We start from the raw sequence: 26862 nt of genomic DNA on the forward strand, positions 1-26862 counted from the left end.
ATTTCTCTCTGCCAACCCGCCGGTAAACCGTGCGGGCTTTTCTGGCAGGCTAAGAACAAGGAAAACGCCCCCATGCCGAAACGTACAGATATCAAATCGATCCTGATTATCGGCGCGGGCCCCATTGTTATCGGCCAGGCTTGCGAGTTCGATTATTCCGGCACGCAGGCCTGTAAAGCGTTGAAAGAGGAAGGCTACCGCATCATCCTCGTCAACTCCAACCCAGCCACGATCATGACCGATCCTGATCTGGCGGACGCGACCTATATTGAACCAATTACGCCTGAAGTCGTCGCCAAGATCATCGCCAAGGAACGTCCGGACGCACTGCTGCCAACCATGGGCGGTCAGACCGCGCTGAACACTGCATTGTCGCTCCGCCGCATGGGCGTTCTTGAGCGCTACAATGTTGAGATGATCGGCGCACATGCAGAAGCCATCGACAAGGCAGAAGACCGCGCCCTTTTCCGCGAAGCAATGGAAAAGATCGGTCTCGACACGCCAGAATCGCGACTGGCCAATGCGACCGAAATCAAGGACGAAGACCGCAAGCGTCACGAAGCCAAGCGCGCTGAAGTGAAGTCGCAGTATTCTGGCGATGATCTCGACAAGGCGCTCGACAAGCTGGAAACCGAATGGCAGCTGGGCGAAGTTGAGCGCAAGCAGCGCTACATGAGCCACGCGCTTGCAAAAGCTGCGCAGGCACTCGACGTGGTTGGCCTGCCTGCCATTATCCGCCCAAGCTTCACGCTCGGCGGCACCGGCGGCGGCATCGCTTATAACCGTCAGGAATTCTTCGAAATCATCGAACGTGGTCTGGATGCATCGCCAACGACTGAAGTTCTGATCGAAGAGTCGGTTCTGGGCTGGAAAGAATATGAAATGGAAGTCGTCCGCGACAAGGCGGATAACTGCATCATCATCTGCTCGATCGAAAACCTCGATCCTATGGGCGTTCATACCGGCGACTCGATCACCGTTGCGCCAGCCCTGACGCTGACCGACAAAGAATACCAGATCATGCGTAACGCCTCGATTGCGGTGCTGCGCGAGATCGGCGTTGAAACCGGTGGCTCCAACGTGCAGTTCGCGATCAACCCGGCCAATGGCCGCATGATCGTGATTGAAATGAACCCACGCGTGTCGCGTTCTTCGGCTCTCGCTTCCAAGGCAACCGGCTTCCCGATTGCCAAGGTCGCGGCCAAGCTTGCTGTCGGCTACACGCTGGACGAACTCGACAACGACATCACCGGCGGCGCGACACCTGCATCGTTCGAACCATCGATCGACTATGTCGTCACCAAAATTCCGCGCTTTGCATTCGAAAAATTCCCGGGCTCTTCGCCAATCCTGACCACCGCAATGAAGTCGGTCGGCGAAGTTATGGCCATTGGCCGTACTTTCCAGGAAAGCTTGCAGAAGGCGCTTCGCGGCCTCGAAACCGGCCTGACAGGTCTTGATGAAATCGCCATTCCAAATATTGAAGAAGGCGATGAAAAGAACGCGATCCGCGCCGCCATCGGCACGCCTACGCCAGACCGTCTGCGCATGGTCGCTCAGGCAATGCGCCTTGGTTTGACGACCGAGCAGGTTCACGATGCGTCCAAGATCGATCCTTGGTTCCTCGAACAAATCGAAGCCATTGTGAAGACCGAAGAGCGTGTTCGCGAACACGGTCTGCCACAGGATGCAGAAAACCTGCGTATGCTGAAAGCCATGGGCTTCTCCGATGCGCGCCTCGCCAGCCTGACGGGAAAGGACGCAGAGGATATCGCAAAACTGCGCGGTGAACTTGATGTGCATCCGGTTTACAAGCGCATCGATACCTGCGCTGCAGAATTCGCTTCGCCAACCGCCTACATGTACTCGACCTATGAAACGCCATTCGTCGGTCAGCCTCGCTCCGAGGCACAGGTTTCGGATCGCAAGAAGGTCGTCATTCTCGGCGGTGGTCCAAACCGCATCGGTCAGGGCATCGAATTCGATTATTGCTGCTGTCATGCCGCTTTCGCACTCGGCGATGCCGATTACGAAGCCATCATGATCAACTGCAACCCGGAAACAGTTTCGACCGATTACGACACGTCCGACCGCCTCTACTTTGAACCGCTTACAGCTGAAGATGTGTTGGAAATCCTGCGCGTAGAGCAGGAAAAGGGCACATTGCATGGCGTGATCGTACAGTTTGGTGGCCAGACCCCGCTCAAGCTTGCAAATGCACTGGAAAAGGCAGGCATTCCGATCCTCGGCACTTCGCCTGACGCGATTGATCTTGCAGAAGACCGCGACCGCTTCCAGAAGCTGCTCATCAAGCTCGGTCTCAACCAGCCAAAGAACGGCATCGCCTATTCGGTTGAACAGGCACGCCTGATCGCAGCAGACCTTGGTTTCCCGCTGGTTGTTCGTCCGTCCTATGTTCTGGGTGGCCGCGCCATGCAGATCATCCATGATGAACGCAGCCTGCAGGCCTATCTGCTCGATACCGTTCCGGAACTGGTCCCTGAAGACATCAAGGCCAAGTATCCAAACGACAAGACCGGTCAGATCAACACGCTGCTCGGCAAGAACCCGCTCCTGTTCGATACCTATCTTACACAGGCCATCGAAGTGGACGTCGACTGCCTTTGCGACGGCAAGACCAGCTTCGTTTCCGGCATCATGGAGCATATCGAAGAAGCCGGTATTCACTCGGGCGACAGTGCCTGTTCGCTGCCAGTTCACTCGCTCTCCGCTGAAACCGTTGCTGAGCTGGAACGTCAGACCGAAGCTCTTGCGAAGGCACTTAATGTTGGCGGCCTGATGAACGTCCAGTTCGCGATCAAGGACGGCGAAATCTTCATTCTTGAAGTGAACCCCCGCGCTTCGCGTACGGTTCCGTTCGTTGCCAAGACCATCGGCACACCCATTGCCAAGGTTGCGGCCCGCATCATGGCTGGCGAAAGCCTTGAAGAAGCGCTCGGCGCGTATGGCGGCAAGCCACAGGCTCCTTCGCGCCCACACATCGCGGTCAAGGAAGCCGTGTTCCCATTTGCACGCTTCCCGGGCGTCGATACGCTGCTCGGACCTGAAATGCGTTCGACCGGTGAAGTCATGGGCCTCGACTACGACTACGCACTGGCCTTCGCCAAGGCGCAGCTCGGTGCAGGCGTTGAGCTGCCGCGCGAAGGCACGGTCTTCGTCTCAGTTCGCGATGAAGACAAGGAACGCGTATTGGGTGCAGTCCGCAAGCTTGCAAGCATCGGCTTCAAGGTAATGGCAACCGGCGGAACACAGCAGTTCCTCGTCGCCAATGGCGTGGAAGCGACCAAGATCAACAAGGTCATCGAAGGCCGTCCGCACGTTGAAGACGCGATCCGCAACCGTCAGATCCATCTGGTCTTCAACACGACCGACAGCGCAAGCGCTGTTTCGGACAGCAAGTCGATCCGCCGTGCAACACTGATGCAGAAGCTGCCTTACTACACCACCATGGCTGGTGCAGAAGCTGCTGCTGAAGCTATTGCAGCGCTTAAGGCCGGGTCGATGGAAGTCCGTCCGCTGCAGGATTACTTCCGCGATTAATCAAACTGAGAGACACGAAAAAGGCCGCAGATGAGAATCTGCGGCCTTATTCTTTGGTAGCAGCCACCAATATGACGAACTCGGCAATGCTCTATCTGTTTGTTTTTGCGCGCATTTTGCACTGAAAACCGCTTCGCACTTTTCTAGATAAGCTCTAGGGTCTGCGGGGAATTAGGTTTCGGGCGTGGCGTGCGACGGATTTTGGTCCTGAACAGGAGAAAAGACCGCCGTAGCTAATTCCCCACAAACCCTAGACCGTTGCTTCTGTTTGATGCGGCAGGCGAAGTGGATCAGCCTGCAAGTCCATCTCAAGATGGAGTTGGCGTGTGAACAAACCATTATGCCCAAGACCTTTGCCGATATGAATGACGGATGCATCTTTTAATGGGCCGGTCAAAATTGCATAGGCGCGTTTGCGCGCTTCTTCATCCATACCGTCCAATGTGCCATCAATCACGATCCAGCTTGGATTTTGCAGAACAAGCCGCGCGAGTGCCAGGCTTTGCTGCTCGTCATCAGTGAGCGTCCTATCCCAGCGCAAGGTACGATCAATCTGTGGTTCCAGACGCTCCAGCCCCGCGAATTTCAGCACTTCCGCGACCTGATTTTTTGAGAAATCGGCAGCATTCAGTGGATATACAACGGCGTCATGCAGGTTGCCGGGTGGGATATAAGGCGCATGAGGGATAAACACCACGCGATCACCAGCAGGCAGACCGATGCGCCCGCTTCCCCAAGGCCACAAACCACCGAGAGCACGGAAGAACCGGCTGCGCTCGGTCTCTGTCGCCCCTGTCACAAACAGACGTTCGCCGGGGTTGATCGCTACTTGCTTCTCAACAAGATTGAGGCACCCATCAGGCACCGCAATCGACAAACCGTCGATGGTCAAACGCTCGTCTTCGTTCGTTTCGAGCGTGATCTGGCGATCAATATGGCCGATATCATCCATTCGCAAGATAGCCTGACGGAAGCTTGCAACGCGCAAAAGCGTTGCACGCCAGTCGGCAATAGCGCCGAAATTATCGACGAACCAGCGTAGGGAATTATGTACCTGCGTGAAGGCACCCACAGCCATCATAAGGCCACCGAAGGTCAGCCCACCGGAAAAATAGACCGGTGCAGCGACAAGAATCGGCGCAATAATCGTGAACCAGCCATAGCCAGCAGTTACCCATGTGAGGTTCGTTGTCGCAATGACGATCCTCTTGATCGCGCTCAAAACGGCATCGAGATCGCGATCCAGCCTGCGGCGTTCATCAGCTTCACCGCGTGCGAGTGTTACGGCATCGATATGCTCGTTAACCCGCATCAGCGAGAAGCGGAAATCAGCCTCGCGCGCATAGCGGTTGGCATTGTGATTGACGAGGCTGCGACCGACAAACCACGAAAGCAGCGACGCAGAACCCGCATAAAAAACAGCCGCCCAGACCATGTAGCCGGGAATAGAAAAACTATAACCCCATACATGGAAGACAAAGCCGCTTGAAAGCGACCATAAGACGCCGACGAAACTCACCAGAATGACTGTCGACTGCAGCAGATTGATGCCGAGATCGCTCGTCGTTTCGGCCAGATGGCGCGCATCTTCCTGCAAGCGCTGATCGGGATTGATGCCAATTTCGCCAGCCTTTGCCAGTCGAAACGCCCTCCCCGGCTGCAACCACTGACCAACCAGATCACGCGCCAACCCATCGCGCAGCTTCAGCTTGAACATCTGGTTCAGCCAGGTCTGTGAGACGTTAAGGATGAGAACTGAGCCGGCAATGGCAAAGAAAATTAATAGCTGATGGAAGAACGCACTCAAATTGCGGTCCGATAACGCATTGTAAAATGGCACGTTCCAGCGGTTGATTGCCACCTGCCCGATAGCGATCAGAACGATCAGCACGAAGATACCTGTTCCCAAGGCGATCAGCTGATTACGAACGGGGGACACCCAGAACGCGCTCATCATCATGCGAACTTGCGAGAGAAGATCGCTGCCGTCCTGCTTGCTCTTATCCGGATGACGACGAGGCGGGCGAGTAGCCCTATGCGGCTTATCCTGCTTTGATTTGGACACCACGTCTTTCCTCATCGGGCTTGTGTTTGGCAGATGCAAAACTTTGCTAGTGGCTTGAATTTGACGTTTGAATTCCGGCTGACACCTATGTTGTTTCAAACGTCAAATTCGAAAAATCCACTAGATAGAAATACTTACTAGTGGTCCTTTTAAATTCCAACATTTGCTCAGCACATGAAACGAGGGAAGCAAATGTTGGAATCAGACCACTAGTAAATATAGGCGTAAATACCAAAGGTCATGGGATTGTTCTTAAACAATTCCGGCCTCACTCTGTAGCAACATTTTGGAACTTTTGTGTGAGAACCAGACCGCTCACTTTATCGGATGCTTGCACCTGCTTATCCAGCTGGCAGCATTATAAAATGCATCCCCGTTTGAGGAATAAAACCATCTCTTTTCATCTCTTCCAGGTGCATTTGGCAGACGTTAGCGATCACATCTGGATCGGAATATGAAAAAGCATTTCAAAAATAGGCCTTTAGAGATATCAAAGCCTGTCTTGTATTGGTCAAATTTGTCGCATATAGTCGGGCAATCGATTTTTCGGTCAAGTGACTTTGCGACCCGCCCGGCCTGCCGTGCTTCCTGACGATCTCCTGTCCATAAATTCGATCCACAGGGACGTGTGCGAAGCATACGGACTACACGACTACTAATGTTACAAAGGAATTTCCCATGGCTACGGGAACTGTTAAGTGGTTCAACACGACCAAGGGCTTCGGCTTCATTCAGCCTGATCAGGGCGGCACGGACGTATTCGTTCACATTTCCGCTGTTCAGCGCGCTGGTCTGGCCACGCTCGATGAAGGCCAGAAGGTTACGTACGAAATCGTACAGGACCGCCGTTCGGGCCGTTCGTCTGCCGACAACCTCGTCGCAGCATAATTTTTGCCGCAAGGCAGAGGAAAGGCGGGACTTGTCCCGCCTTTTTTATTTGTCCGATTTCTTATTCGATAATATTCAGACTTTTATCAGCGCACTCGCTCCCAGCATAAGAGCTGCGACCAACGCTGCTACGGTGCGAACATGGTTCCAAAGAGTCCAGTCGCGCACATAAGCGATCCAGACATCCGCTGATGCAGCAGCATTTGCATCCATGACGGCAAGCTGATCATTGAGCGGCACATTCAGAATCATGGTTACGCCAATGGTGCCGATCAGATAGATGCCAGCACCGATCATCGTCCACTTCGACAGGCTGCCAAAACCCATCAGCCCGAGCGCAATTATCGCCAGACAGAGCAATGCCGTTCCAAAAAAGACGGCAAAGAATGTACCATTAATCACTGTTATGTTGATCGACTGCATTGCCGATATGCCTGCATTTGCCGGAATGCGTGCGAGAGCAGCCATCACAAAACTTGAGAACGCATAGAAAATACCGCCTGTAATCGCACTACCCCATGCCGTCAGCAGCACAAGCAGTTGAAAACTCATCGTCATGATCCTTCCTCCCAAGCGCCTTCTTCAGCGGCCTTGCGGGCAAAATCTGCAAAGCGGCGCGGCTTTCGACCCAAAGCTTCCTCAACGCCATGAGCCACTTTGGCGTTACGACCATCAAAAAGCTCAGTGAAAAGATAGCGCAAAAGTGCAATCACATCTTCAGGCAGCGCCTGTTCGCGCAACGCCACTTCATAATCAGCAAACGAAACAGAATAGAACGACAGTTCCCTCCCCGTAGCGCTTGCGAGCTCGCTCACTGCATCGTTAAAACTCAGCAGTTCCGGGCCTGTTAGCTCATAGAGGCGATTGCGGTGGCTCGATTGCGTCAGGGCTGCAACCGCCACATCAGCAATATCGTCGACATCGATGAACGGCTCTTTTGTCTGCCCGACCGGCAACGTCAGCGACCCCGATAAAAGCTCATCCCGCATGTAATTCTCACTGAAGTTCTGCATGAACCAGCTTGCGCGCAGCACGGTCCAATCAAGGCCGGAGGTTTGAAGCACCTGCTCTGCAGCTTCGGCCTCCTCCTCGCCTCGCCCGGAAAGAAGCACGACATGCTTCACACCAGCCATCTTCGCGGCCATCAGAAATGCGCGGATTGCATCTACTGCACCCGGCAAAGCCAGATCCGGCTGATATGTGACATAGGCACGTGTGACACCTTCAAGCGCCGCAGCCCAACTGGATTGACTATTCCAGTCAAAGGCAATTTCCGTGCTTCGCGATACGGCACGAACAGACAGGCCCTTTTCCCGTAATTTCTCCGCAACGCGCCTGCCAGTTTTTCCGGTCGCACCGATCACCAGATAAAGATCATTCGAGTCCGTATTCATTTTCCATCTCCCAAAATATGAGCATCCCTCATATTTGCAATATGTGAGCAATCCTCATATTCTGTCAAGAGCGGATAATGTGAGTCGGTCATGAAGCAGAATTCGGGTACGGAAACAGAAGTAATCGGTGCCGCAATCCTGCGGCGCACGCCCAGTCAGAGCCGGGCACAGGAAAAAATCCGCCGCATAGCGGAATGCGCGACCGCGCTGATCGCCGCAAAGGGCAGCGACAGTCTGAAGATGAGCGAAATTGCCCAGCAGGCCGGCATTTCGATCGGTGCGCTCTATCAGTATTTCCCCGATAAAAGCGTCTTGATCCGGTATCTGTTTGAAAGCTGTAACGCGCAATCGCGTCAGTGCATCGAAGATGGACTTGCCGCAGCAAATTCAAGCGACGAATTGATTGCTGCATTTAACGCCTTGATTGACGAATATCTGGCTTTGATGCGGCTGGAACCAGCAATGCGCGATATATGGTCGGCCACGCAGACCGATAAATCCCTGTCGAAGCTGGAGATTGCCGAAAGCCGCCAGAATGGCAAGTTGCTAGCGGATACAATTCGCCGGATCGCCCCCGATAAAGAAACTGCCCAGCTGGACGAAACCGCATTTCTGCTGATGCATTTTGGCGAATCCACCATGCGCATCGCCGTCGAGGTTGCGGAGGATGAATGTCATGCGCTGATTAAGGCTTACAAAGTCATGGCCACGCGCAGCTTGCGAGACCTCATGGGCCATTAAAGCATTTCCAGCAAAACTGCGAAGCGGTGTTGCGTAGGGATAATACGTAAAACAAAAAGATGAAGCGGTTCCAACAATTTAATATTAACTGGAACCGCCCTGAACATTAAGGCAGCCAGTCCATCGAAACATGCCCTTCATCGGCTGCTACGCGCTTAAGCCACGCATTCACTGCCGGATAGCGATCCATATTGAAGCCGCCCCGATGCGCCTCATGCGTATAAGCATAAAGAGCAATATCAGCCACCGTCAGGCTGTCACCTGCCAGGAAAGGTGTCTTCTTCAATTGCTCTTCCATAACGCCGAGCGCCTTGTCGCCACCGGCAAGCGTCGATGCCAGACGTTCAGGCGTCGCGTCACGGGCGCGCTCCGGATAGACCATCAAGGCACGGCGCACAGCGACATAAGGCTCATGGCTGTATTGCTCGAAGAACAGCCACTGATAAACCAGCGCCCGCTCATAAGCGTCCTTCGGCAGATAGGGCGTCCCTTCCGCCAGATGGAGAAGCATGGCATTCGATTCGGCAAGGAAGCGACCATCTTCCAGTTCAAGGAGCGGAACCTTACCATTCGGGTTTTTCGCCAGATATTCAGGTGTTCGCGTCGAACCGTCGAGGGATGAAACGGTGACGTGCTTGAAAGGCTTACCGAGTTTTGCGAGCAAAAGCCGTGGCTTATAGCAATTTCCGGAATCTGGCTGTGAATAGATCGTGAGCATTTGCTTCTCCTATACCGGTATAACATGTCCGTCAGACTGAAAGCTGTCCAATCAGTTTCATTGAACGAATATGTGCGGATCTCTGATGGATCAGAACTTTTCAGCAACACAATCGCGCGAGAAATCGGAATTTCTTGCGAAAATGCAAAGCTTTTGTTGCGATTCGTGCGCCGATGCGACATAGAAAGTCCGCAAAACCGGACCGTGCCCGGTGCCGGTTATCTGATCCTGCCATCTATGGAGATCTATCATGGCATTTCTCGCCGACGCCCTTTCTCGTGTAAAGCCATCTGCAACCATCGCGGTCAGCCAGAAAGCACGTGAACTGAAAGCCAAGGGCAAGGACGTGATTGGTCTCGGAGCGGGCGAACCCGATTTCGACACACCAGACAATATCAAGAAGGCTGCCATCGACGCGATCAATCGCGGCGAAACCAAGTACACGCCAGTTGCTGGTATTCCTGAGCTGCGTCAGGCCATCGTTGCTAAGTTCAAGCGCGAAAATGGCCTCGACTATAAGCCGGAACAGGTTATCGTCGGCACCGGCGGCAAGCAGATCCTGTTCAACGCTTTCATGGCGACCCTGAACCCAGGTGATGAAGTGATCGTGCCTGCCCCATACTGGGTAAGCTACCCGGAAATGGTTGCAATCAACGGCGGCACGCCAGTTTTCGTCAACACGAAGATCGAAGACAACTTCAAGCTGACTGCAAGCGATCTTGAAAAGGCGATCACGCCAAAGACCAAGTGGCTGATCTTCAACTCGCCATCGAACCCAACCGGCTCGGCATACACTGAAGCAGAACTGAAGGCTCTGACCGACGTTCTCGTCCGTCATCCGCAGGTCTGGATCCTCACCGACGACATGTATGAACATCTCGTCTATGGCGATTTCGTCTTCACGACGCCTGCACAGGTTGAACCTTCGCTCTATGATCGTACGCTCACCATGAACGGCGTATCGAAGGCCTATGCAATGACCGGCTGGCGTATTGGTTATGCCGCAGGCCCGCTGCAGCTCATCAAGGCTATGGATATGGTGCAGGGTCAGCAGACCTCCGGCGCTTGCTCCATCGCTCAGTGGGCAGCTGTTGAAGCGCTCAACGGCACACAGGACTTCATTCCGGAAAACAAGAAGATCTTCCAGGCTCGCCGCGATCTGGTCGTATCAATGCTCAATCAGGCAACCGGCATCCATTGCCCAACGCCAGAAGGTGCATTCTACGTTTACCCATCCTGTGCAGGCCTGATCGGCAAGAAGACTGAAGCTGGCAAAGTCATCGAAACTGACGAAGACTTCGTAACTGAGCTGCTCGAAGCAGAAGGCGTTGCAGTCGTTCATGGTTCGGCTTTCGGCCTTGGACCAAACTTCCGCATTTCTTATGCGACATCCGACGAACTGCTTGAAGAAGCCTGCTCACGCATTCAGCGCTTCTGCGCAAGCCTGCGTTAAAAGCTAAAAATACAAACGACGAAGGGGCCGAAAGGCCCCTTTTTCGTATCTTCACCTCAAGAGAAAAACCAAGATCTGGCGAAAAGCCAAAAAAAAAGCCAGACAAATGTCTGGCTTTGAGTTTTGAAGGTGCCTTCAAGGCGAACCTCCAGAGGGGAACACTCAGCGCGCGCAAATGGGAGGAGGAAACGCAGCGCTGAGATGACTTATATATGCCTTGTGCTCATTGTTTTTGCAATGCAACTTTAGCGCAATACAGCTATGCGTTTTTTGCATGGCTGGAAAATCGATAAAAAGTCAATATATTCATAGTGTTAGAGATTAACCACTTATCCGACTTTCTTAACTGGCTATTATAGAGCCGCCCAAACAGAAGGCATAGCCGAACAATCACTGCCTCTAAAAATAGCAAATCACTTCCGTAAATCGCAAGCATCCGCCGCTGTCATGAAACTATCATGGCACTGAATCTGACTTGTCACAGAAGAGGCATAGAAGCCCTCGCAAGGCCGCAGCCATCCTTTTTGAATGCCGAAACGGCACATGCTGCAGCGCACCCCTTATCCAACAAGGAGCGCCATCTTGCGTATCGTCCAGATTACCGACACCCACCTCAGCCCAACCAAGTCGCACTTCAACAGCAATTGGGCACCCCTTGTTGCGTGGATTGAAGAACAAAAGCCGGATCTCATCATTCACACCGGCGACCTGACCGTTGACGGTGCAGATATGGAAGCGGATCTCGCTTTCTGCCGCGAACGTATCGCCGAACTTACCGCCCCTGTGCTGAGCCTTCCCGGCAATCACGACATCGGCCACCTGCCCGGCAGCCATCAACCTGTCAACATGCAGCGCCTGAAGCGTTGGCGTGATCATTTCGGTCCAGACTACTGGGCTAAAGATCTCGGCGACTGGCGCATCATTGGACTTAACAGCCTGATTATCGGTGCTGACTCCGCTGAGGAAGAAGAACAGTTCCAATGGCTTGAGGCAGAGCTGAATAACAGCGATGGCAAGCCTGTTGCTATTTTTGCGCATAAGCCGGTTTTCGTCGATCAGCCAGATGAAGGGGACACGGGCTACTGGGGTATTCGTCCCGCTCCACGTCAGCGCCTCTACGATCTGTTTGCTGCCAATAATGTAAAGCTTCATGCAAGCGGCCATCTTCACCGCGCATGGGCTGGGGAAGCTTATGGTACAAGCTATATCTGGGCACCGGCAGCAGCATTCATAGTGGGCGCCATGGAACGTGACCTGCCCGGTGAGCGTATTCTGGGAGCAGCTATCCACGACCTCGGCGAAACAGTAAAAAGTGAAATCGTCCGTATTGAAGAGCTTACACCTTACGTCATTGATGATGTTGTGCATGAAGTCTATCCGCATCACACGGGCGATGGTGAGGCGGAAAAGCTTGCTGAGGAGGCTACTCAGTGAGCACGCTTGTCCTTCGCGATATCAGCAAGTCTTACGGCAACAATCAGATCCTTGACGGTATTTCCATTGAGGCCGCAGAAGGCGAGTTTATTGCACTCGTGGGTCCGTCAGGTTGTGGCAAGAGCACGTTGCTGCGCATACTTGCAGGCCTTGATCACGCCGATGAAGGCAGCATTGCCATTGCCGGACGCGATATCACAGGCGCCCATCCTGCTGACCGCAACATGGCGATGGTCTTTCAATCCTATGCACTTTATCCGCATTTAACGGCCGCGCAGAACATCGCGGTTCCTCTTGCCATGCGCGATATGACCACTCTGGAACGCTTTCCACTGGTCGGCGCACTCGTTCCGGGGCAACGCAAGAAGCGAGCAACCATCCAAAAGCAGGTCAAAGCGACAGCAACCAGCCTTAAAATCGATCATCTGCTTGATCGCAAGCCGGGCCAAATGTCGGGTGGCCAGCGCCAGCGTGTTGCGCTTGCCCGTGCTCTTGTCCGTCAGCCCGGCGCGTTTCTAATGGATGAGCCGCTGTCCAACCTCGACGCCAATCTGCGGGTTCACACCCGGGCGGAAATCGTTGATCTACATCGCCGCGCCGGTGTGCCGACAATCTATGTAACGCACGATCAGGCTGAAGCGCTGAGCATGGCCGACCGTGTGGCCGTCATGATGGGCGGTAAGTTACTGCAGATTGATACGCCAACTGCAATCTATAATGATCCAAAACATATTGAAGTCGCTCAGTTTATCGGCACACCGCGCATCAATATCCTTGACGCTCTGGTGAGCGACAATGGCATCGTCCATTTTGCTGGCCGCGCGATACTGCAAGGCATCGCGGCACATTCTGGCACGCAAATCCGCGTCGGCATCAGGCCCGAACATTTCCGCATCGTTCCACACGACAGAACCGGTATCACTGCCACGGTTTCGCGGATTGAGTTCCTGGGCTCGGAAGTGTTGATCTATGTAAAAGCTCCCGGCGCGTCACAGGATCTCACAGTCAAGCTTGATCCCGCGAACGCAAAACATATTGCAGCGGGTTTAGCCGTTGGCCTGCATTTTGATGCAGAAAACGCCTATCTTTTTGGCGACGACGGTCTGCGTCTGCGTCAACCCACCGGAAATGCAATACAACTTGCCCCGCGGGAAAAGGCGCCAGCTCATGTCTGACGCCGCTCTTCCTCACACGGGTTTAACCAACGCTCGCACGGCTGCAGCAAAGGCACGCCGGCGTGAAGAACGCCTTGCCTGGAAGCTTGCGGCACCGGCCATTCTCCTCACAGCACTTTTGATCCTGTTACCGACAGCAGCTGTGATCTTCTGGAGCCTCACCAATTTCGAGTTGGGCTATGACGGCTTTGAATTTATCGGCCTTGATAACTACCGCGAGTTATTCACCGACCGCACGTTTTTGATCTCACTCAAAAACACGGCAGTTTACACAGCCATCGTAGCTCCGGCTTCCGTTTTTCTGGGCCTTGGCGTGGCGCTTCTTATTGAAAGCGAAGTTCGCGGCAAATCATTTTTCCGCACGGTTTACTTCCTTCCTGTCGCTTCGCTTCTCGTCGCCATGGCAACCGTCTGGCAATATCTGCTGCATCCAACGCTTGGTCCGGTAAACGCAATGCTTGGGATGATCGGCATTACCGGCCCCAACTGGCTAGGCTCCAGCGATACCGTGCTCTTTAGCCTTGCACTCATTGGCGTCTGGCAAAGCGTCGGTTTCAACATGGTTCTGTTTCTTGCTGGCCTGACCGCGATACCACGCGAACTTTATTCGGCTGCGGAAGTTGATGGCGTGAAAAGCAGCTGGGAACGGTTTCGTCTGGTCACTTGGCCTCTGCTCGGCCCCACCACGCTGTTTGTAACGACAATCAGCATTATCAACGCAGTGAAAGTCTTTGAGACAGTCAAAACACTGACCGAAGGCGGTCCAAATAAAGCATCCGAAGTGCTGCTCTGGACCATTTATCAGGAAGGCTTTGTCTATCTGCGCGTGGGCTATGCCTCTGCGATGACCGTGATTTTCCTCGCTGTGCTGATCGTTCTGATGATGATGCAGTTCCGCGTGCTGGACCGCCGTACCCATTATTGAGGAACCAGAAATGACTTTTGCCCGTTCCTTCCGTCTCGGCTTGCTTTCATTGGGTGCGCTTATTTTTCTGGCACCCTATATCTTCATGCTATCGACGGCCGCCAAATCGCAACAGGATATCTTTTCCTCTTCACTTTCGCTCATTCCGCAGAACTGGGCTCTTTGGGATAACCTCACCAAAGCTTTGACGCGCGTTCCGATGGGACTTCTGCTGTTTAACGGTGTCGTCGTCTGTGGACTGGTTCTCGTCGTACAGGTGGTGATTGCCATACCGTGTGCTTATGCAATGGCAAAGCTGCAGTTTCGCGGTCAGCGCACGATGATGATGCTAGTCATGCTTGGCCTTCTTGTTCCGATCCATGCAACGGCCCTCCCGTTCTATGTCGGCTTCAATCAGCTTGGCGTTCTCAATAGCTACTTCGCACTGAGCGCACCGTTCTTCATTTCGGTCTTCGGCATTTTCCTGTTTCTACAGTTTTTCCGTGCTCTTCCGGATGACCTCATCAGCGCTGCTCGCCTTGATGGAATGTCCGAAGCAGGCATCGTCATGCGCGTCATTGTTCCAAATGCGTGGCCTGCCATCACCGCTTTCTCGATCTTTTCGGTGGTCGCACACTGGAACGATCTGTTTTGGCCGCTCATCGTCGTCAATGGCATGGAACGGGCCACACCACCGCTCGGTCTCCTCTATTTCCGCGCAGCAGAAGCTGGCGACGACTATGGCGCACTGATGGCGGCAACGCTTATCATCACCCTGCCGCTTCTCCTCGCGTTTCTCGCAGCCCAACGCCGCTTCATCGAAGGCATTACTTTAACCGGCCTCAAAGGCTGAAATCCTCCCCGCCCTCCCTTATCCTCCCAAGGAGTTAAACCATGAAACGCCTTTCCAGCGCTCTTGCCGCTCTGGCTGTTGCAACCGGCCTCGTCTCTCCGGCTTTCGCAGAAACCACGCTTAACGTGCATTATCCGATGCCCGGTTTCTTCAAAGATGTCATGGCCGACATCTCGAAGAAGTTCATGGACGAAAATCCAGATATCAAGATCAACTTCGTAAGCCCCTCAGCGACTTATGAAGAAGGCATCCAGACAATCATGCGTCAGGCTGGCACCTCGGAACTGCCGGACATCACTTTCACTGGCTTGAACCGTCTGCGCGTACTGGCTGAACGCAATATTGGCGTCGATATGAAGCCGCTCGTTGATAAGGAAGCAGACCTTGAAGCTCAGGGCTTTACCGATCGCCTGCTAAGCCTTGCTCGCGTTGGTGATCGTCAGGTTGGCCTTGCTTTCGCAACGTCAAACCCGATCATGTATTACAATGCCGATCTGGTTAAGGCTGCGGGCGGCAACCCAGATACACCGCCAACCACCTGGGACGAGGTGATCGAGCTCGGCGGCAAAATCAAGGCACTCGGCAACGGCAATGAAGGCATCGACTTCCGCTGGCAGGGTGACGACTGGATGTTCTCAGCGCTGCTTTTCGGCGCGGGCGGCACCATGCTCACTGAAGACGAAAAGAAGGTTGCCTTTAATGGACCGGAAGGCCTTGAAGCCTTCAAACTCGTTGATCGTTTGGTGAAAGAAGGCGGCATGCCAGTTCTGACCAAGGCTGCGGGTGAACAGGCTTTTGCTGCTGGTAAGGTAGGCTTCGCATTCCAGACCACTGGTGCGCTGCGCAACACAATCAAGAATGTTGGCGATAAGTTCGATATGCGCACCGCCAAGATTCCACTGCTTAACGCTGAAAAGGGTCGCTTGCCGACGGGTGGTAATGCAGTTGTCATCCTGACCGAAGACCAGGCAAAGCTTGATGCAGCCTGGAAATTTGCCAAGTTTGCTGCAGGCCCATATGGCGCATCGGTCGTTGTACCAGGTACCGGCTATGTGCCGAACAACGAACTGGCTGCGAAGTCGGATGAATATCTCGGCAAATTCTATGAAGAAAATCCGCTCTTCAAAGCTGGTCTGAGCCAGATGTCGATCATGATCCCTTGGTATGCATTCCCGGGCTCGAACGGCGTCAAGGTAACACAGACCATTGTCGACAACCTCTCGCGTGTTGTTGAGCAGTCCGCATCGCCTGAAGATGCTCTTGCCGATGCATCGAAAGAAGTTCAGCGCCTGCTGCCACGCAAATAGCTTCACAAAACAAAAAGGCCGCGCTGGATTGTCCAGCGCGGCCTTTTCTTGTCAAAAACGAAGATCAGAAGGTCCAGTTTCTTGCCTTCGAGAACAGGAAGTCACGGAAAGCATGAAGTTTGGCTGAATTCTTCAGCGCTTCCGGATAACAGAAGAACGTGTCGAAGGATGGGATTTCCTCAAGCTCAGGCAGAAGCTGAACAAGCCCGGATTCCTTGTCCGCCATATAGTCAGGCAACACCGCAATTCCGACACCACGCTGGACTGCACGACGAATGGAAAGCAGATTATTCACCTGCAAAACCGGAATGCGTGAGCTGCCATCGGACCGACCAGCGATCTCGAGCCAGTTCAATCCTGTCAGATAGCTTGGAGCAGGCTCACCGAATGTCACAACCCGATGCTGGTCGATCTCGTCTATGGAATTCAGCTTCCCATATTTCGAGACATAACCCGCAGAGGCATAAACATGCATATGCACGGTGAACAGGCGGCGCTGGATGAGGTCAGGCTGCTGGGGCTGGCGCAAGCGGATTGCGCAATCCGCATGACGCATGGTCAGATCCAGTTCCTCATTATCGAGGATCAGCTGCAGCTGAATATCCGGGTAAAGCTCGACAAACTCCTGAATGCGCTCGATCAGCCAGCCCGAGCCAAGACCAACCGTCGTGGTCACACGCAGGCGACCCGTCGGCTTTTCCTTGCTTTCGGCAAGTTTGGAGCGGACATTTTCGAGCTTCATCAGCACGTCATGCGCCGTGCGATAGAGCGTTTCGCCTTGTTCCGTCAGAATAAGTCCACGCGCATGGCGATGAAACAGCGGAACGCCGACATCCTGCTCAAGCGCGCTGACCTGACGCGAAATAGCCGACTGCGACAGATGCAATGTCTGCGCGGCATGGGTAAAGGACCCCGCTTCCGCGGCAGCATGGAATATGCGCAGTTTATCCCAGTCGAGCGGTGCGACCACCTTCTCCCCCTCTCGTTACTCCGCAGCTTCGTGCAGCGGTTCCTGTGCAGCCAACCAGCGCTCTGCTTCCAGAGCAGCCATGCAACCCATACCTGCTGCCGTTACAGCCTGCCGGTAAATATCGTCCGTAACGTCACCGGCGGCAAAAATGCCTGGAACGTCAGTGGACGTTGAATCAGGTGCAGTCCAAAGATAGCCGTTTGGCTTCTGCTTGAGTTTGCCCTCGAACAAAGAAACGGCAGGTGCGTGGCCAATGGCTATGAAAACGCCATGAACGTCGTGAACAGCCGTTTCGCCCGTGACAACATTCTTGAGGCGCACGCCGGTCACTGTCGCGCCCATTGGTGGCTTGGCCTCGGTGCCGACGATTTCGTCGATGACGCTGTTCCAGACGACTTTAACATTGTCGCGGTTCAGCAGGCGATCCTGCATGATCTTTTCTGCGCGGAAGCCTTCGCGGCGATGAACAACGGTCACGCTCTTCGCGATATGCGAAAGGTAAAGCGCTTCCTCGACAGCGGTATTGCCGCCGCCGACAACCACGACATCTTTGCCGCGATAGAAGAAACCGTCACAGGTCGCACAAGCTGAAACGCCGCCACCCATGAAGGTCTGTTCGCTCTCAAGCCCCAGCCATTTTGCCTGCGCACCGGTCGCAATGATCAGCGCATCACAGGTATAAACCGTGCCTGAATCGCCGATCAGGCGGAATGGACGCGATTTCGTATCGACCTCTGTGATGATGTCATAAAGAATTTCAGCGCCGACATTCTGAGCCTGTGTCGCCATCTGATCCATCATCCATGGACCCTGAACAGGTTCGGCATAGCCCGGATAGTTTTCCACATCGGTGGTGATCATCAGCTGACCACCCTGCTGCAAACCGGTAATGATGATCGGCTTGAGCATGGCGCGCGCTGCATAAATGGCTGCTGTATATCCTGCCGGACCTGAGCCGATGACAATGACGGGCGCGTGACGCTGTGACATGGGTAGTTCTCCGGTCCCAAAAATCGATTTAAATCGCGGACTTCAGGCTTACTAGAATCGCCTTCGCGCTCAGCTCTGCCAATGCCCTGATATTATGGCCAAGGTAGGTCTGCAAACTGGCCATTGCAAGGTTCGACCAGCATTTGAAGCCCGTTAGCCACAGCTTGTGACCTTTCGGCATGGCTATACGTCACACCACATTGCAGCTGGCAATTTCCCGCGTTAAACACACAGAATATGAAGCAGCTTCTAAAAAACGCTGGAGCCGACCGCCATCTATAAGACAGTCGCCAATATCTGTGCGCGTTTCGGCCTTGTTATGGCTGTTGCAATGCTGCTGCCTGCAGCCATCGATCTGCGCGACGGCAGCGATGACTGGCTGATTTTCGTGCGCTCTGCGGCAGCAACCGGAGCGCTATCCGCGCTGATCCTGTTTGCCACGCAGAACCAGAACACACGCTTCACACCACGTCTTGGTTTTCTGTTGACTGCCTGCCTTTGGCTCACCGCAAGTTTTCTTGGCTCTATCCCGCTTTATTTTTCGCATCTGCCAATCAGCTATGCGACGGCATTCTTTGAGGCCATGTCGGGTGTAACGTCTACAGGAGCTACAGCACTCACAGGCCTTGATGACATGCAGCGTGGTATTCTGCTGTGGCGCTCTCTGCTTTGCTGGATCGGAGGCGTTGGCTTCATCGGCTTGGCTCTCCTGATGCTGCCGTCATTGCGAGCTGGTGGTCTGGCGCTGTTCCATATGGAAAACTCGGACAAGTCGGAAAAAATTCTGCCGCGCATGAACCAGATCGCGCTTGGCATTATTTTGGCTTATCTCACCCTGACAGCCGCCTGCATGATCGCTTATTTCGCTGTCGGGATGAGCATCTTCGATGCAATCAATCATGGTTTGGCGACGGTTGCGACGGCCGGTTTTTCGACCCATGATAATTCGTTCGGCTTTTATCAAGGCAACCGAATGTTGCTGGTTGTTTCGACAGTTTTCATGGTGCTGTCGGCCCTGCCGTTCGTTTTATACATCAAGGCATTTATGCCACGCCGTACAGAACTGCTGAAAGATCCCCAGGTGAAACTCTTCTTCACCATCGTAATCGGTTTCAGCTTCGTTCTCGCTGTCGTACTGCGCCTTGGTTCTAACGTTCCATTTGGCGATGCTCTGATTTCAGCTTCGTTCCACTTTGTCTCGGTCATCACAACCACCGGCTTTACAACCGAAGATTACTCACTGTGGGGACCACCCGCGATAGGCATCTTTTTCCTCGCGTCCTTTCTGGGCGGCTGCGCAGGCTCGACGTCCGGCGGCATCAAGATGAACCGTCTCATCATCCTGTGGAGCTTGACACAAGCCAATCTGGCACGCCTCGTCATGCCCCACGCTGTCATCAAAATCCGGTACGGTTCATCAGAAGTGTCTGGCGAGATCGCCCAGAACGTATTGCTCTATCTGTTTCTCTATATCGCATCGCTCATTATCGGCGCGGTCTTGCTCGCCTCACTTGGCCTCGACTTCGTGTCCGCCTTCACTGGCGCACTGACCGCATTATCCAATGTTGGCCCCGGATTCGGCGATACAATTGGTCCTGTGGGCAATTTTTCGACGATCCATGACCCCGCACTTTGGGTGCTCTCGTTCCTCATGTTGGTCGGCCGCCTCGAGCTCATAACCATATTTATCCTGTTCACACGTACTTTCTGGATGCGCTAACAACGCTTTAGGCGGTTTACATCCTGTCGTTTCTTTTGGTATGAGCAGGATTAGATTGCGCTATACCAGCGCTGAGTGTTTTATAATTACAACCGACTGAAATATCCTTGCGCGCGGAGTTTTGCATGCCTATCAAGGCTGATCTGGACGATATCGATTGGAAAATCCTTCGGGAGCTCCAGAATGACGGGCGCATCACCAATGTCGAACTCGCTGAACGGGTCGGAATCTCGGCCCCTCCTTGCTTGCGTCGTGTACGCAAACTCGAGGAAAGCGGCGTTATTCGTGGCTATCGCGCAATCCTGAATGGTAATGCGCTCGGCCAGGATCTGGTAGCTTTCTGCTCGGTTGGCTTGCACCGTCAGGCTGATGCCGATCTCAAGGCATTTGCGGAGAAAACAAAGCAGTGGCCTCTGGTACGCCGCGCATGGATGGTTTCTGGCGAATCCGACTTCCTGCTTCATTGCGTTGCACGCGACCTCAACACCTTCCAGACTTTCGTCATTGAAGAGCTGACCGCGGCCCCAAATGTGGATTCAGTACGCACAGCGCTGACAATTCGTCCGGTCAAGGACGAGCCGCTGATGATTCTATGATAAGATAAATATTCCATAAGAGAGCGACTACGTCCCGGCGCAGTCGCTCTTTTTATTTGGAATTAAGTTCAGCTGTTAAAGACACGCTCATAAACGGCGCTGATAGCGTCCGCTTCTTTTTCGAGCGGAAATGCTTCATGCACATGGGCAAGCGCATTTTCACCATGGCGCTGCGCCATAGCCGGATCGGCAAGATATGGCTCAATCGCATTGCGAAGCGCATCGCCATCACCCGCTGCAACAAAGCTGCCCGTGCCATCCACGATCATTTCGGCATAAGCGCCGGCATCACTTGCAACGACCGCAGTTTTTGAAGCCATTGCTTCCAGCGGGGTCAGGCCAAAACCTTCGTTACGCGATGGCGCAACATAAAGCGTCAACCGGCGGTACCAGACACGGATGTCCGGCACTTCACCTAAGATAAGAATACGATCCTGAAGACCTGCAGCAGCAATACGCGCTTTCAGATCATCCTCGAACGACTGATGTTCGGACGTCGTACGGCCGGTGATTATTGCCGTCCATTCCGGATATTTGGGTAAAAGTGCGATCATGGCGTCTACAAAAAGGTCGGTGCCTTTGGAATGACGCACACGCCCAAAACAGCCAACGGCATATTTGCCCGGCAACCCTGATGCGCTGAATGCATCAGCCAAATCAACGGGCGGATGAAAACGCTCAAGATCGACACCATGCATAATCACATCATGCGGCACTTGAAGAAAACTGCCCGACCGGCCACTGGTCGCAATCACCGCATTCATGCGACGGATCAGCCATTTGGTGAAAGGCTTGTGGTCACGCTGCGCAGCTGAGGTGAATACCAGTCGAAGCTTCATACGCAGAATATCGCGCATGAAAATACCCGCCAGCATTTCGATGTTGCGGCGTGCATGCCAGATACGAAAACGGCGTTTAGCGGGCTTTTTCCAGAACGAGAAAAGTGCTGACCAGCCCAGATGCGGCAGGCTGTCAGGAAGTCCCGGCCCCATTGTTGCAATGCCCAATCCCTTTGCGCGTTGCAAAGGGATGAGCTGTACGATGGTCGAAGTCACACCCGAAAGGCGGCGCTTGAAGTTCGGCGCTACGACTTCCACCTGTTCAACGGGAACGGACACGTTCCGACTCAAGCGAACTTGAAGCCGAGAATTTCGTAGGAACGCGAACCGCCCGGTGCATTGACCTCAATGGTATCGCCTTCACCCTTGCCGATCAGCGCACGCGCGATCGGGGAAGAAATCGAAATACGACCTTCCTTCACATTGGCTTCCTGATCGCCAACGATCTGATAGATTTTTTCTTCTTCGGTATCTTCATCAATAAGCGTGACAGTGGCGCCAAACTTGATCTTGTCGCCGGTCAGCTTCGTAACGTCGATAACTTCTGCGCGGCCAACGAGGTCTTCCAATTCGTTGATTCGACCTTCATTGAGGCTCTGCGCTTCTTTTGCTGCATGATATTCGGCATTTTCAGACAGATCGCCATGTGCACGCGCTTCAGCAATTGCCTCAATGATCCGCGGGCGTTCATTTTGCTGACGCGTGCGGAGTTCTTCCTTGAGGTTTTCGAAACCGCGAGGGGTCATTGGGAACTTTTCCATACCCAGTCCAGTCCTTTCCATCGCCCGCCGCACGTCCCTCCAGGATGAGCGCGACGGCAGTTTGGTTGCCCGCCTGATCTTGAGCCGTGTTTGGCACAAGACACCCGCCCGGGAGGTGAATTCACCCGCCGGTACACAAAAAGAAAACGGTCACCGAAGCACACGCTTCGGAACCGTTCAAAGTGATGTTGCTTAAACTATAGCATTTTCGTCGATCATTTCACGAAGAAAAATTTAAGCCTGTTAATTGTATCCAAAACCGCAGCTATTTTGCAGATACAGGCCAGCTCGCTGGCCATTTTTCGGGGCCGCCCGCATAATTGCCGTCGCAATCACCTTTCGAGCGTTCTTCAACGAGCACAAAGCGAACTTTGCCCTCCCCGTCGTCAGTCGCTTTCCAGACGTCATAGATGCCGCAATCACCCAATCCCCTGCCCTTGAAGAACGCTGTGATCGTTTTATTCGACTGCGACCAATCAATATTCCAGGCCTGATCCGTTGTGCTTGGTCCAGCATCTGAAATGGTCGGCAGTGAAATTGGAACGGTCTGATTCTCGCTCTGGCTATAGAACACGTAAGACTGATTATACGCCCCAGGAGAACCACAGGGCATTCCGATCAGATTAAGCCCATCCGCAATCTTTGCATTAAAACCGCCACCGGAGCTGAACGAATCCCCGTTCGATGTTCCGCAAACGCCATCCTCGTCAGTGAAGTCTTTGCGGACTTGTTCGGGAATCTGCTGAACATCCTTGATCAATGTCACATCAGGCGCAGGCGGGGCTGACTTGGCGCCTTTGGCTTGAAGTGCATCAACCGTTCCTGCACGCGATTGCTGTTCGTCAATATAGATCAAGCCTCCCACAAAACCGGAAAGCGAATAGTTCGAAACCTTGCCTGCGAATTTAAGCTGCAGCTTCTGACCATTCCTCATCGCTTCAATCAATTTGGCGACCGCGTCCGCATCTCCATAGCTGAGTTGTTCATCCTGCAACTTCATGACTGACGCATCGACACTCAACGCGGGCTTGCCATCAATCGATAGCTCCAGCTTACCCGACACTTTCGATGGGTCGATATAAGAGAGTTGAAGTTCAGGCTTTGCGCCCACAGCACGACCGCGATAAATGCCCAATCCCGGCGCACCGTCACTGGCAACTGGCGTCAGAGACAATGTGCAATTCTGCGCGAAATCACACAGGACGGATGTATCGCGGATCAACTTGTAGGCGGCGTAAGAGACGCCAAGACTGCTCAATATCGACGTAAAAACCGTCCCGGCCAGCAAGATAGCTTTACTGCTCTTTTTCAATGAAAGCATAAACAACTCCCCGCGTATAAATATTTGCTTTCTTATGTGCAGCAGTGTCGCAGTGAAACTACTACCTTGCCGATTATCCCGAATATTCTCTATAGCATATCCTGCCCCGGGAAGATGATCCAAATGAAAGAGGGCAGTTCTCTTTAGAGCACCCTCTGCGCTTCAAGAAGCCAAGAGCCGCTTAAAGAATTATTTGGTGGGATGAGGCAGCAATGACGCGCGTTCAGGCAAATTTACTTCTCCTTTTGGCGGGCGTCATTTGGGGTATGGGCTTCGTCGCGCAGTCTACCGCAATGGCAAGCATAGGCCCCTTTTTGTTTATAGGTGTCCGTTCAGCCATTGCCGCCCTGACCGTGCTACCATGGTCTATCGCCGAAAGCAGACGCTCACCGCACAAGCTCAAAGGCTCGAACTATCTTTACTTCATGGTCGTTGGAGCAACGCTTTTTATCGGCCTTGTGCTGCAGCAGATCGGACTGATCACCACCTCCGTCACCAATGCCGGTTTCCTGACAGGTCTTTACGTCGTGATGGTACCGGTGCTCGGCGTGATTATTTTCCGCAGCTGGCCACATCCTGTTGTCTGGCCAAGCGCTATCGCCTGCCTCACAGGCATATTCCTGTTATCAGGCGGGGAACTAAGCGCTCTCAAACAAGGCGACTGGCTTGTCATTGCCGGTGCTGTTTTCTGGGCTATGCAGGTGTTGTTGATTAGCCGTGCCAATCGCGCAGGCCGCCCGATCACGCTGAGCTGCGTTCAGTTTGCGACCGCCGCAGTCGCAGGCCTGCTGATCGCCGCAGCAATTGAAGACATTAACTGGAACGTCATCGCACTCACCTGGAAAGAACTGCTGTTCACAGGCGTCTTTTCATCCGGCATTGCCTTCACGCTGCAAGCCATCGGCCAACGCTACACCACCTCGGCGCAGGCTGCGATTTTCCTGTCGTCCGAAGCGATCTTTGCAGCAATGTTTGGCGCAATTTTCCTTGGCGACCGGCTGACTTTCATCGGCTTCATCGGCTGTGGTCTGCTGTTTACGGCCATGCTTGCTGTCGAACTGGTTCCGATGTTCTGGAAACGTAAAGCGGAACCAATCCCGGCAGCTGCTGAATAATTACCCTCGGAAAATAAGGGCCGCCCCGCCTGCGATCAGCGCAAAGCCAAGCACATGATTCCAGGTGAAGGCTTCTTTGAGATAGAAGATCGAGAACAGGCTGAATATCACCAGCGTGATCACTTCCTGCATCGTCTTGAGTTGGGCAGCTGAATAGACTTCATGCCCGATACGATTTGCCGGCACAGCCAGACAATATTCAATCAGAGCAATGCCCCAACTGATGAAAATGACAGTGACCAGAGGGGTACTGGTGAACTTGAGATGCCCGTACCAGGCAAAGGTCATGAAAACATTAGAGCCGATCAGAAGCAGGATCGGCAGAACACTTGGCGACATCAGTGCTGACATGGAAAGAACTTTGGGGACCGGGAGGACACTGTCGCGGCTTGGCCCGAAACCGCTTTTAAGCGTTAGCACAAAGCCATGAAGATTTCGTCGGACTTATGACCATCAATTGGGCGATAAATCACCTTATTTGCGCCGCAGCTCTTAACAGGCTCACTGACTGTTCGTTTACGCTTATCGGCTAATATGAACGGAAGCCCGGTTCCAAAATGAAAGGCAGGGGCATGAGTTTTGCGTTGTCCACTCGCTTTCACCATTACGTATTACCGGCATCTCTTGCGCTGTTCACACTTGTTGCAGGCTGCTCCGGAGAACGGCCGCCGCGACCGCAGGCAGATATTGGCAACACCGATGTCATTGTCCCGCCTGCCCCTGTTGCTTCGGTGAACACACCGCAGGAACAACGTGTCGTGGGGTTGGCGGAGGAAATCGAAAACAACGCCAATGAAATGACGACACAGAGCCAGCCGCATTACACTGGCAATTACGGTTTTGCGACACCTGTACAGAACCCAGTCAGCACTGCGGAGAACATCTACACGATGTCCAATTCGGAAGCCGCTTGCCGAACCCGGCTAAAGCGCCTCGGTGTTGTCTTCACTGAAAAATCACCCATCAATCAAAGCGGCAGCTGTCGTATCGACAACCCTATTGAAGTCAGCGGCTTTAACAGCGGTGCCATCGCTTTCAAACCTGCCGCGACTTTGAATTGTCAGGTGACAGAAGCCTTTGCGCGCTGGATCAAGGGCGACTTGCAGCCATCTGCGCGCCTTCGTTATCTGTCCGGCATCAACACCATTCACAATGCCGGTGGCTATTCCTGCCGCACAATGAACCATCGCCGTGGCGCCAAGATGTCGGAGCATTCTCGCGGCAATGCGATCGATGTCACCAAGATCGTTCTGAATAACGGCAAGAGCATCACGGTGCGCAAGCCCGGCTTCTTTGCTTTCCGCGAAAAAGGCTTGCTCAACAGCGTGCGCTCGGACGCCTGCTCCTATTTCACAACCGTTCTTGGGCCAGGCTATAACCGCGAACATGCCGACCATTTTCACTTCGACCTGATGCAGCGACGCAGCGGCCACCGTGCCTGCAAGTAGTAAAAAAGCCCGGATCACCCGGGCTTTTTCGATTCTCTTTCATCAGCTTAGCGAAACAGGCTGAATCAGTTCCCGAACTTGCTTACTCAGCCGGAACTGGTGTCGGCTGGCCACTCTTGTCGAGTGCCACCATGACGAATTCGCCATGTGTAACCAGATCCATTTCGTCAGCTAGATAGCGCTGAGCCCATGCTTCAACGCGCAACGTAATCGAGGTGCGACCAACGCGCTTAATCTCGGTATAAACACACAGAACGTCGCCAATCTTGACCGGCTTGGCGAAAGACATTTCACGCACCGCAGCTGTTACAACGCGGCCCTTGGCACGTTCTGCAGCACGAATGCCGCTGGCCGTATCCATCTGCGCCATAACCCAGCCGCCGAAAATATCACCAGCCGAATTGGTATCTTTAGGCATGGCCTGCGTGCGTACAGTCAACATGCCCTTTGGCGCATTAATATCATTCATCAGTAGGTCCTTCGATCACCAGAGGCGCATCCCAAACCGCATGAAGCGGTTTCGTAAAAGATGCACGTCAAAACAGAAAACTAGAGTCATCGCTGAGTATGCTGCAAGCCTCTCCGAAGGGAAAGTGCGACATGCGCACC

At 53.6% G+C, this 26862-nt stretch carries 24 protein-coding genes and 1 pseudogene; 14 read left to right on the forward strand and 11 right to left on the reverse strand.

What is annotated here, in order from left to right; translation table 11 throughout:
• Positions 1 to 72: 72 nt before the first annotated feature.
• The gene (gene carB, locus ABWV94_RS11450; RefSeq protein WP_079212107.1) at positions 73 to 3561 is read left to right on the forward strand and encodes a carbamoyl-phosphate synthase large subunit; all 3489 of its coding nucleotides are present in this window, start codon (positions 73 to 75) and stop codon (positions 3559 to 3561) included.
• Between the two features lie 250 nt (positions 3562 to 3811).
• On the opposite strand, the gene ABWV94_RS11455 is transcribed toward carB, so the two are convergent.
• Complete coding sequence (locus ABWV94_RS11455) at positions 3812 to 5629, reverse strand: ABC transporter ATP-binding protein/permease (RefSeq protein ID WP_083898634.1); 1818 nt, start codon at positions 5627 to 5629, stop codon at positions 3812 to 3814.
• 675 nt (positions 5630 to 6304) lie between these two features.
• Here ABWV94_RS11455 and ABWV94_RS11460 point away from each other — a divergent pair.
• Complete coding sequence (locus ABWV94_RS11460) at positions 6305 to 6514, forward strand: cold-shock protein (protein ID WP_007875924.1); 210 nt, start codon at positions 6305 to 6307, stop codon at positions 6512 to 6514.
• Between the two features lie 75 nt (positions 6515 to 6589).
• On the opposite strand, the gene ABWV94_RS11465 is transcribed toward ABWV94_RS11460, so the two are convergent.
• The gene (locus tag ABWV94_RS11465; protein ID WP_007875925.1) at positions 6590 to 7072 is read right to left on the reverse strand and encodes an anthrone oxygenase family protein; all 483 of its coding nucleotides are present in this window, start codon (positions 7070 to 7072) and stop codon (positions 6590 to 6592) included.
• Positions 7069 to 7908: an NAD(P)H-binding protein gene (locus ABWV94_RS11470; protein ID WP_113497943.1), complete on the reverse strand. Its 840-nt coding sequence runs from the start codon at positions 7906 to 7908 to the stop codon at positions 7069 to 7071. The genes ABWV94_RS11465 and ABWV94_RS11470 overlap by 4 nt, the downstream gene beginning before the upstream one ends.
• Before the next feature lie 90 nt (positions 7909 to 7998).
• On the opposite strand from ABWV94_RS11470, the gene ABWV94_RS11475 reads away from it, so the two are divergent.
• Positions 7999 to 8649 carry a TetR/AcrR family transcriptional regulator gene (locus ABWV94_RS11475; RefSeq protein ID WP_113497941.1) on the forward strand — a complete coding sequence of 217 codons (651 nt, stop codon included), beginning with the start codon at positions 7999 to 8001 and terminating at the stop codon, positions 8647 to 8649.
• Between the two features lie 106 nt (positions 8650 to 8755).
• Here ABWV94_RS11475 and ABWV94_RS11480 read toward each other — a convergent pair whose 3' ends face one another.
• The gene (locus ABWV94_RS11480) at positions 8756 to 9367 is read right to left on the reverse strand and encodes a glutathione S-transferase family protein (protein WP_105518759.1); all 612 of its coding nucleotides are present in this window, start codon (positions 9365 to 9367) and stop codon (positions 8756 to 8758) included.
• 250 nt (positions 9368 to 9617) lie between these two features.
• Between ABWV94_RS11480 and ABWV94_RS11485 the strand changes: the two genes are divergently transcribed.
• The 7 genes and pseudogenes from ABWV94_RS11485 (at position 9618) to ABWV94_RS11515 (ending at position 16493) form a co-directional block, all read left to right on the forward strand.
• Positions 9618 to 10820, forward strand: coding sequence for a pyridoxal phosphate-dependent aminotransferase (locus ABWV94_RS11485; RefSeq protein ID WP_007875930.1), 1203 nt, complete (start codon positions 9618 to 9620; stop codon positions 10818 to 10820).
• A gap of 9 nt (positions 10821 to 10829) precedes the next feature.
• A pseudogene (locus tag ABWV94_RS11490) lies at positions 10830 to 11025 on the forward strand (hypothetical protein).
• A gap of 377 nt (positions 11026 to 11402) precedes the next feature.
• The gene (locus ABWV94_RS11495) at positions 11403 to 12254 is read left to right on the forward strand and encodes a metallophosphoesterase family protein (RefSeq protein WP_113498120.1); all 852 of its coding nucleotides are present in this window, start codon (positions 11403 to 11405) and stop codon (positions 12252 to 12254) included.
• Positions 12251 to 13429 carry an ABC transporter ATP-binding protein gene (locus ABWV94_RS11500; RefSeq protein ID WP_113497939.1) on the forward strand — a complete coding sequence of 393 codons (1179 nt, stop codon included), beginning with the start codon at positions 12251 to 12253 and terminating at the stop codon, positions 13427 to 13429. Before ABWV94_RS11495 ends, ABWV94_RS11500 begins: the two co-directional genes overlap by 4 nt.
• Complete coding sequence (locus ABWV94_RS11505; protein ID WP_113497937.1) at positions 13422 to 14354, forward strand: carbohydrate ABC transporter permease; 933 nt, start codon at positions 13422 to 13424, stop codon at positions 14352 to 14354. The genes ABWV94_RS11500 and ABWV94_RS11505 overlap by 8 nt, the downstream gene beginning before the upstream one ends.
• Before the next feature lie 10 nt (positions 14355 to 14364).
• On the forward strand, positions 14365 to 15186 hold the full coding sequence (locus tag ABWV94_RS11510; protein WP_007875942.1) for a carbohydrate ABC transporter permease: 822 nt from the start codon (positions 14365 to 14367) through the stop codon (positions 15184 to 15186).
• A 41-nt stretch (positions 15187 to 15227) separates the two neighbouring features.
• Entirely contained in the window at positions 15228 to 16493 is a 1266-nt protein-coding gene (locus tag ABWV94_RS11515) for an ABC transporter substrate-binding protein (RefSeq protein ID WP_113497933.1), read from the forward strand.
• 64 nt (positions 16494 to 16557) lie between these two features.
• Here ABWV94_RS11515 and ABWV94_RS11520 read toward each other — a convergent pair whose 3' ends face one another.
• The gene (locus ABWV94_RS11520; protein WP_007875944.1) at positions 16558 to 17463 is read right to left on the reverse strand and encodes a LysR family transcriptional regulator; all 906 of its coding nucleotides are present in this window, start codon (positions 17461 to 17463) and stop codon (positions 16558 to 16560) included.
• A gap of 15 nt (positions 17464 to 17478) precedes the next feature.
• The gene (gene trxB / locus ABWV94_RS11525; protein ID WP_113497931.1) at positions 17479 to 18453 is read right to left on the reverse strand and encodes a thioredoxin-disulfide reductase; all 975 of its coding nucleotides are present in this window, start codon (positions 18451 to 18453) and stop codon (positions 17479 to 17481) included.
• A 319-nt stretch (positions 18454 to 18772) separates the two neighbouring features.
• On the opposite strand from trxB, the gene ABWV94_RS11530 reads away from it, so the two are divergent.
• Entirely contained in the window at positions 18773 to 20173 is a 1401-nt protein-coding gene (locus ABWV94_RS11530; RefSeq protein WP_113497929.1) for a TrkH family potassium uptake protein, read from the forward strand.
• Between the two features lie 125 nt (positions 20174 to 20298).
• Positions 20299 to 20769, forward strand: a complete 471-nt coding sequence (locus ABWV94_RS11535) for an Lrp/AsnC family transcriptional regulator (RefSeq protein WP_007875947.1) — start codon at positions 20299 to 20301, stop codon at positions 20767 to 20769.
• A gap of 68 nt (positions 20770 to 20837) precedes the next feature.
• Here ABWV94_RS11535 and ABWV94_RS11540 read toward each other — a convergent pair whose 3' ends face one another.
• From ABWV94_RS11540 to ABWV94_RS11550, 3 genes are all read right to left on the reverse strand, one after another.
• Positions 20838 to 21887 carry a glycosyltransferase family 4 protein gene (locus ABWV94_RS11540; protein ID WP_167377093.1) on the reverse strand — a complete coding sequence of 350 codons (1050 nt, stop codon included), beginning with the start codon at positions 21885 to 21887 and terminating at the stop codon, positions 20838 to 20840.
• Between the two features lie 8 nt (positions 21888 to 21895).
• Positions 21896 to 22369, reverse strand: a complete 474-nt coding sequence (gene greA, locus ABWV94_RS11545; protein WP_007875950.1) for a transcription elongation factor GreA — start codon at positions 22367 to 22369, stop codon at positions 21896 to 21898.
• A 265-nt stretch (positions 22370 to 22634) separates the two neighbouring features.
• Complete coding sequence (locus tag ABWV94_RS11550) at positions 22635 to 23690, reverse strand: DUF1176 domain-containing protein (RefSeq protein ID WP_113497927.1); 1056 nt, start codon at positions 23688 to 23690, stop codon at positions 22635 to 22637.
• A gap of 212 nt (positions 23691 to 23902) precedes the next feature.
• Between ABWV94_RS11550 and ABWV94_RS11555 the strand changes: the two genes are divergently transcribed.
• The gene (locus ABWV94_RS11555) at positions 23903 to 24805 is read left to right on the forward strand and encodes a DMT family transporter (RefSeq protein WP_064320858.1); all 903 of its coding nucleotides are present in this window, start codon (positions 23903 to 23905) and stop codon (positions 24803 to 24805) included.
• Here ABWV94_RS11555 and ABWV94_RS11560 read toward each other — a convergent pair whose 3' ends face one another.
• Positions 24806 to 25156 carry a DMT family protein gene (locus ABWV94_RS11560; RefSeq protein ID WP_007875953.1) on the reverse strand — a complete coding sequence of 117 codons (351 nt, stop codon included), beginning with the start codon at positions 25154 to 25156 and terminating at the stop codon, positions 24806 to 24808. It lies immediately after the preceding gene.
• A 221-nt stretch (positions 25157 to 25377) separates the two neighbouring features.
• On the opposite strand from ABWV94_RS11560, the gene ABWV94_RS11565 reads away from it, so the two are divergent.
• Positions 25378 to 26253, forward strand: a complete 876-nt coding sequence (locus ABWV94_RS11565; protein ID WP_353413648.1) for an extensin-like domain-containing protein — start codon at positions 25378 to 25380, stop codon at positions 26251 to 26253.
• Between the two features lie 82 nt (positions 26254 to 26335).
• On the opposite strand, the gene ABWV94_RS11570 is transcribed toward ABWV94_RS11565, so the two are convergent.
• Positions 26336 to 26722, reverse strand: a complete 387-nt coding sequence (locus tag ABWV94_RS11570; RefSeq protein WP_113497923.1) for an acyl-CoA thioesterase — start codon at positions 26720 to 26722, stop codon at positions 26336 to 26338.
• Positions 26723 to 26862: the final 140 nt, after the last annotated feature.

Source organism: Brucella sp. NBRC 12953 (assembly GCF_040369775.1).
GTDB classification, from domain to species: Bacteria; Pseudomonadota; Alphaproteobacteria; order Rhizobiales; family Rhizobiaceae; genus Brucella; species Brucella pseudogrignonensis.

Coding starts and splice junctions, on each gene's coding strand:
- carB (WP_079212107.1), top strand. CDS start 73: ATGCCGAAACGTACAGATATCAAATCGATCCTGATTATCGGCGCGGGC.
- ABWV94_RS11460 (WP_007875924.1), top strand. CDS start 6,305: ATGGCTACGGGAACTGTTAAGTGGTTCAACACGACCAAGGGCTTCGGC.
- ABWV94_RS11465 (WP_007875925.1), bottom strand. CDS start 7,072: ATGACGATGAGTTTTCAACTGCTTGTGCTGCTGACGGCATGGGGTAGT.
- ABWV94_RS11470 (WP_113497943.1), bottom strand. CDS start 7,908: ATGAATACGGACTCGAATGATCTTTATCTGGTGATCGGTGCGACCGGA.
- ABWV94_RS11475 (WP_113497941.1), top strand. CDS start 7,999: ATGAAGCAGAATTCGGGTACGGAAACAGAAGTAATCGGTGCCGCAATC.
- ABWV94_RS11480 (WP_105518759.1), bottom strand. CDS start 9,367: ATGCTCACGATCTATTCACAGCCAGATTCCGGAAATTGCTATAAGCCA.
- ABWV94_RS11485 (WP_007875930.1), top strand. CDS start 9,618: ATGGCATTTCTCGCCGACGCCCTTTCTCGTGTAAAGCCATCTGCAACC.
- ABWV94_RS11505 (WP_113497937.1), top strand. CDS start 13,422: ATGTCTGACGCCGCTCTTCCTCACACGGGTTTAACCAACGCTCGCACG.
- ABWV94_RS11510 (WP_007875942.1), top strand. CDS start 14,365: ATGACTTTTGCCCGTTCCTTCCGTCTCGGCTTGCTTTCATTGGGTGCG.
- ABWV94_RS11515 (WP_113497933.1), top strand. CDS start 15,228: ATGAAACGCCTTTCCAGCGCTCTTGCCGCTCTGGCTGTTGCAACCGGC.
- trxB (WP_113497931.1), bottom strand. CDS start 18,453: ATGTCACAGCGTCACGCGCCCGTCATTGTCATCGGCTCAGGTCCGGCA.
- ABWV94_RS11530 (WP_113497929.1), top strand. CDS start 18,773: ATGGCTGTTGCAATGCTGCTGCCTGCAGCCATCGATCTGCGCGACGGC.
- ABWV94_RS11535 (WP_007875947.1), top strand. CDS start 20,299: ATGCCTATCAAGGCTGATCTGGACGATATCGATTGGAAAATCCTTCGG.
- greA (WP_007875950.1), bottom strand. CDS start 22,369: ATGGAAAAGTTCCCAATGACCCCTCGCGGTTTCGAAAACCTCAAGGAA.
- ABWV94_RS11550 (WP_113497927.1), bottom strand. CDS start 23,690: ATGCTTTCATTGAAAAAGAGCAGTAAAGCTATCTTGCTGGCCGGGACG.
- ABWV94_RS11555 (WP_064320858.1), top strand. CDS start 23,903: ATGACGCGCGTTCAGGCAAATTTACTTCTCCTTTTGGCGGGCGTCATT.
- ABWV94_RS11560 (WP_007875953.1), bottom strand. CDS start 25,156: ATGTCAGCACTGATGTCGCCAAGTGTTCTGCCGATCCTGCTTCTGATC.
- ABWV94_RS11565 (WP_353413648.1), top strand. CDS start 25,378: ATGAGTTTTGCGTTGTCCACTCGCTTTCACCATTACGTATTACCGGCA.
- ABWV94_RS11570 (WP_113497923.1), bottom strand. CDS start 26,722: ATGAATGATATTAATGCGCCAAAGGGCATGTTGACTGTACGCACGCAG.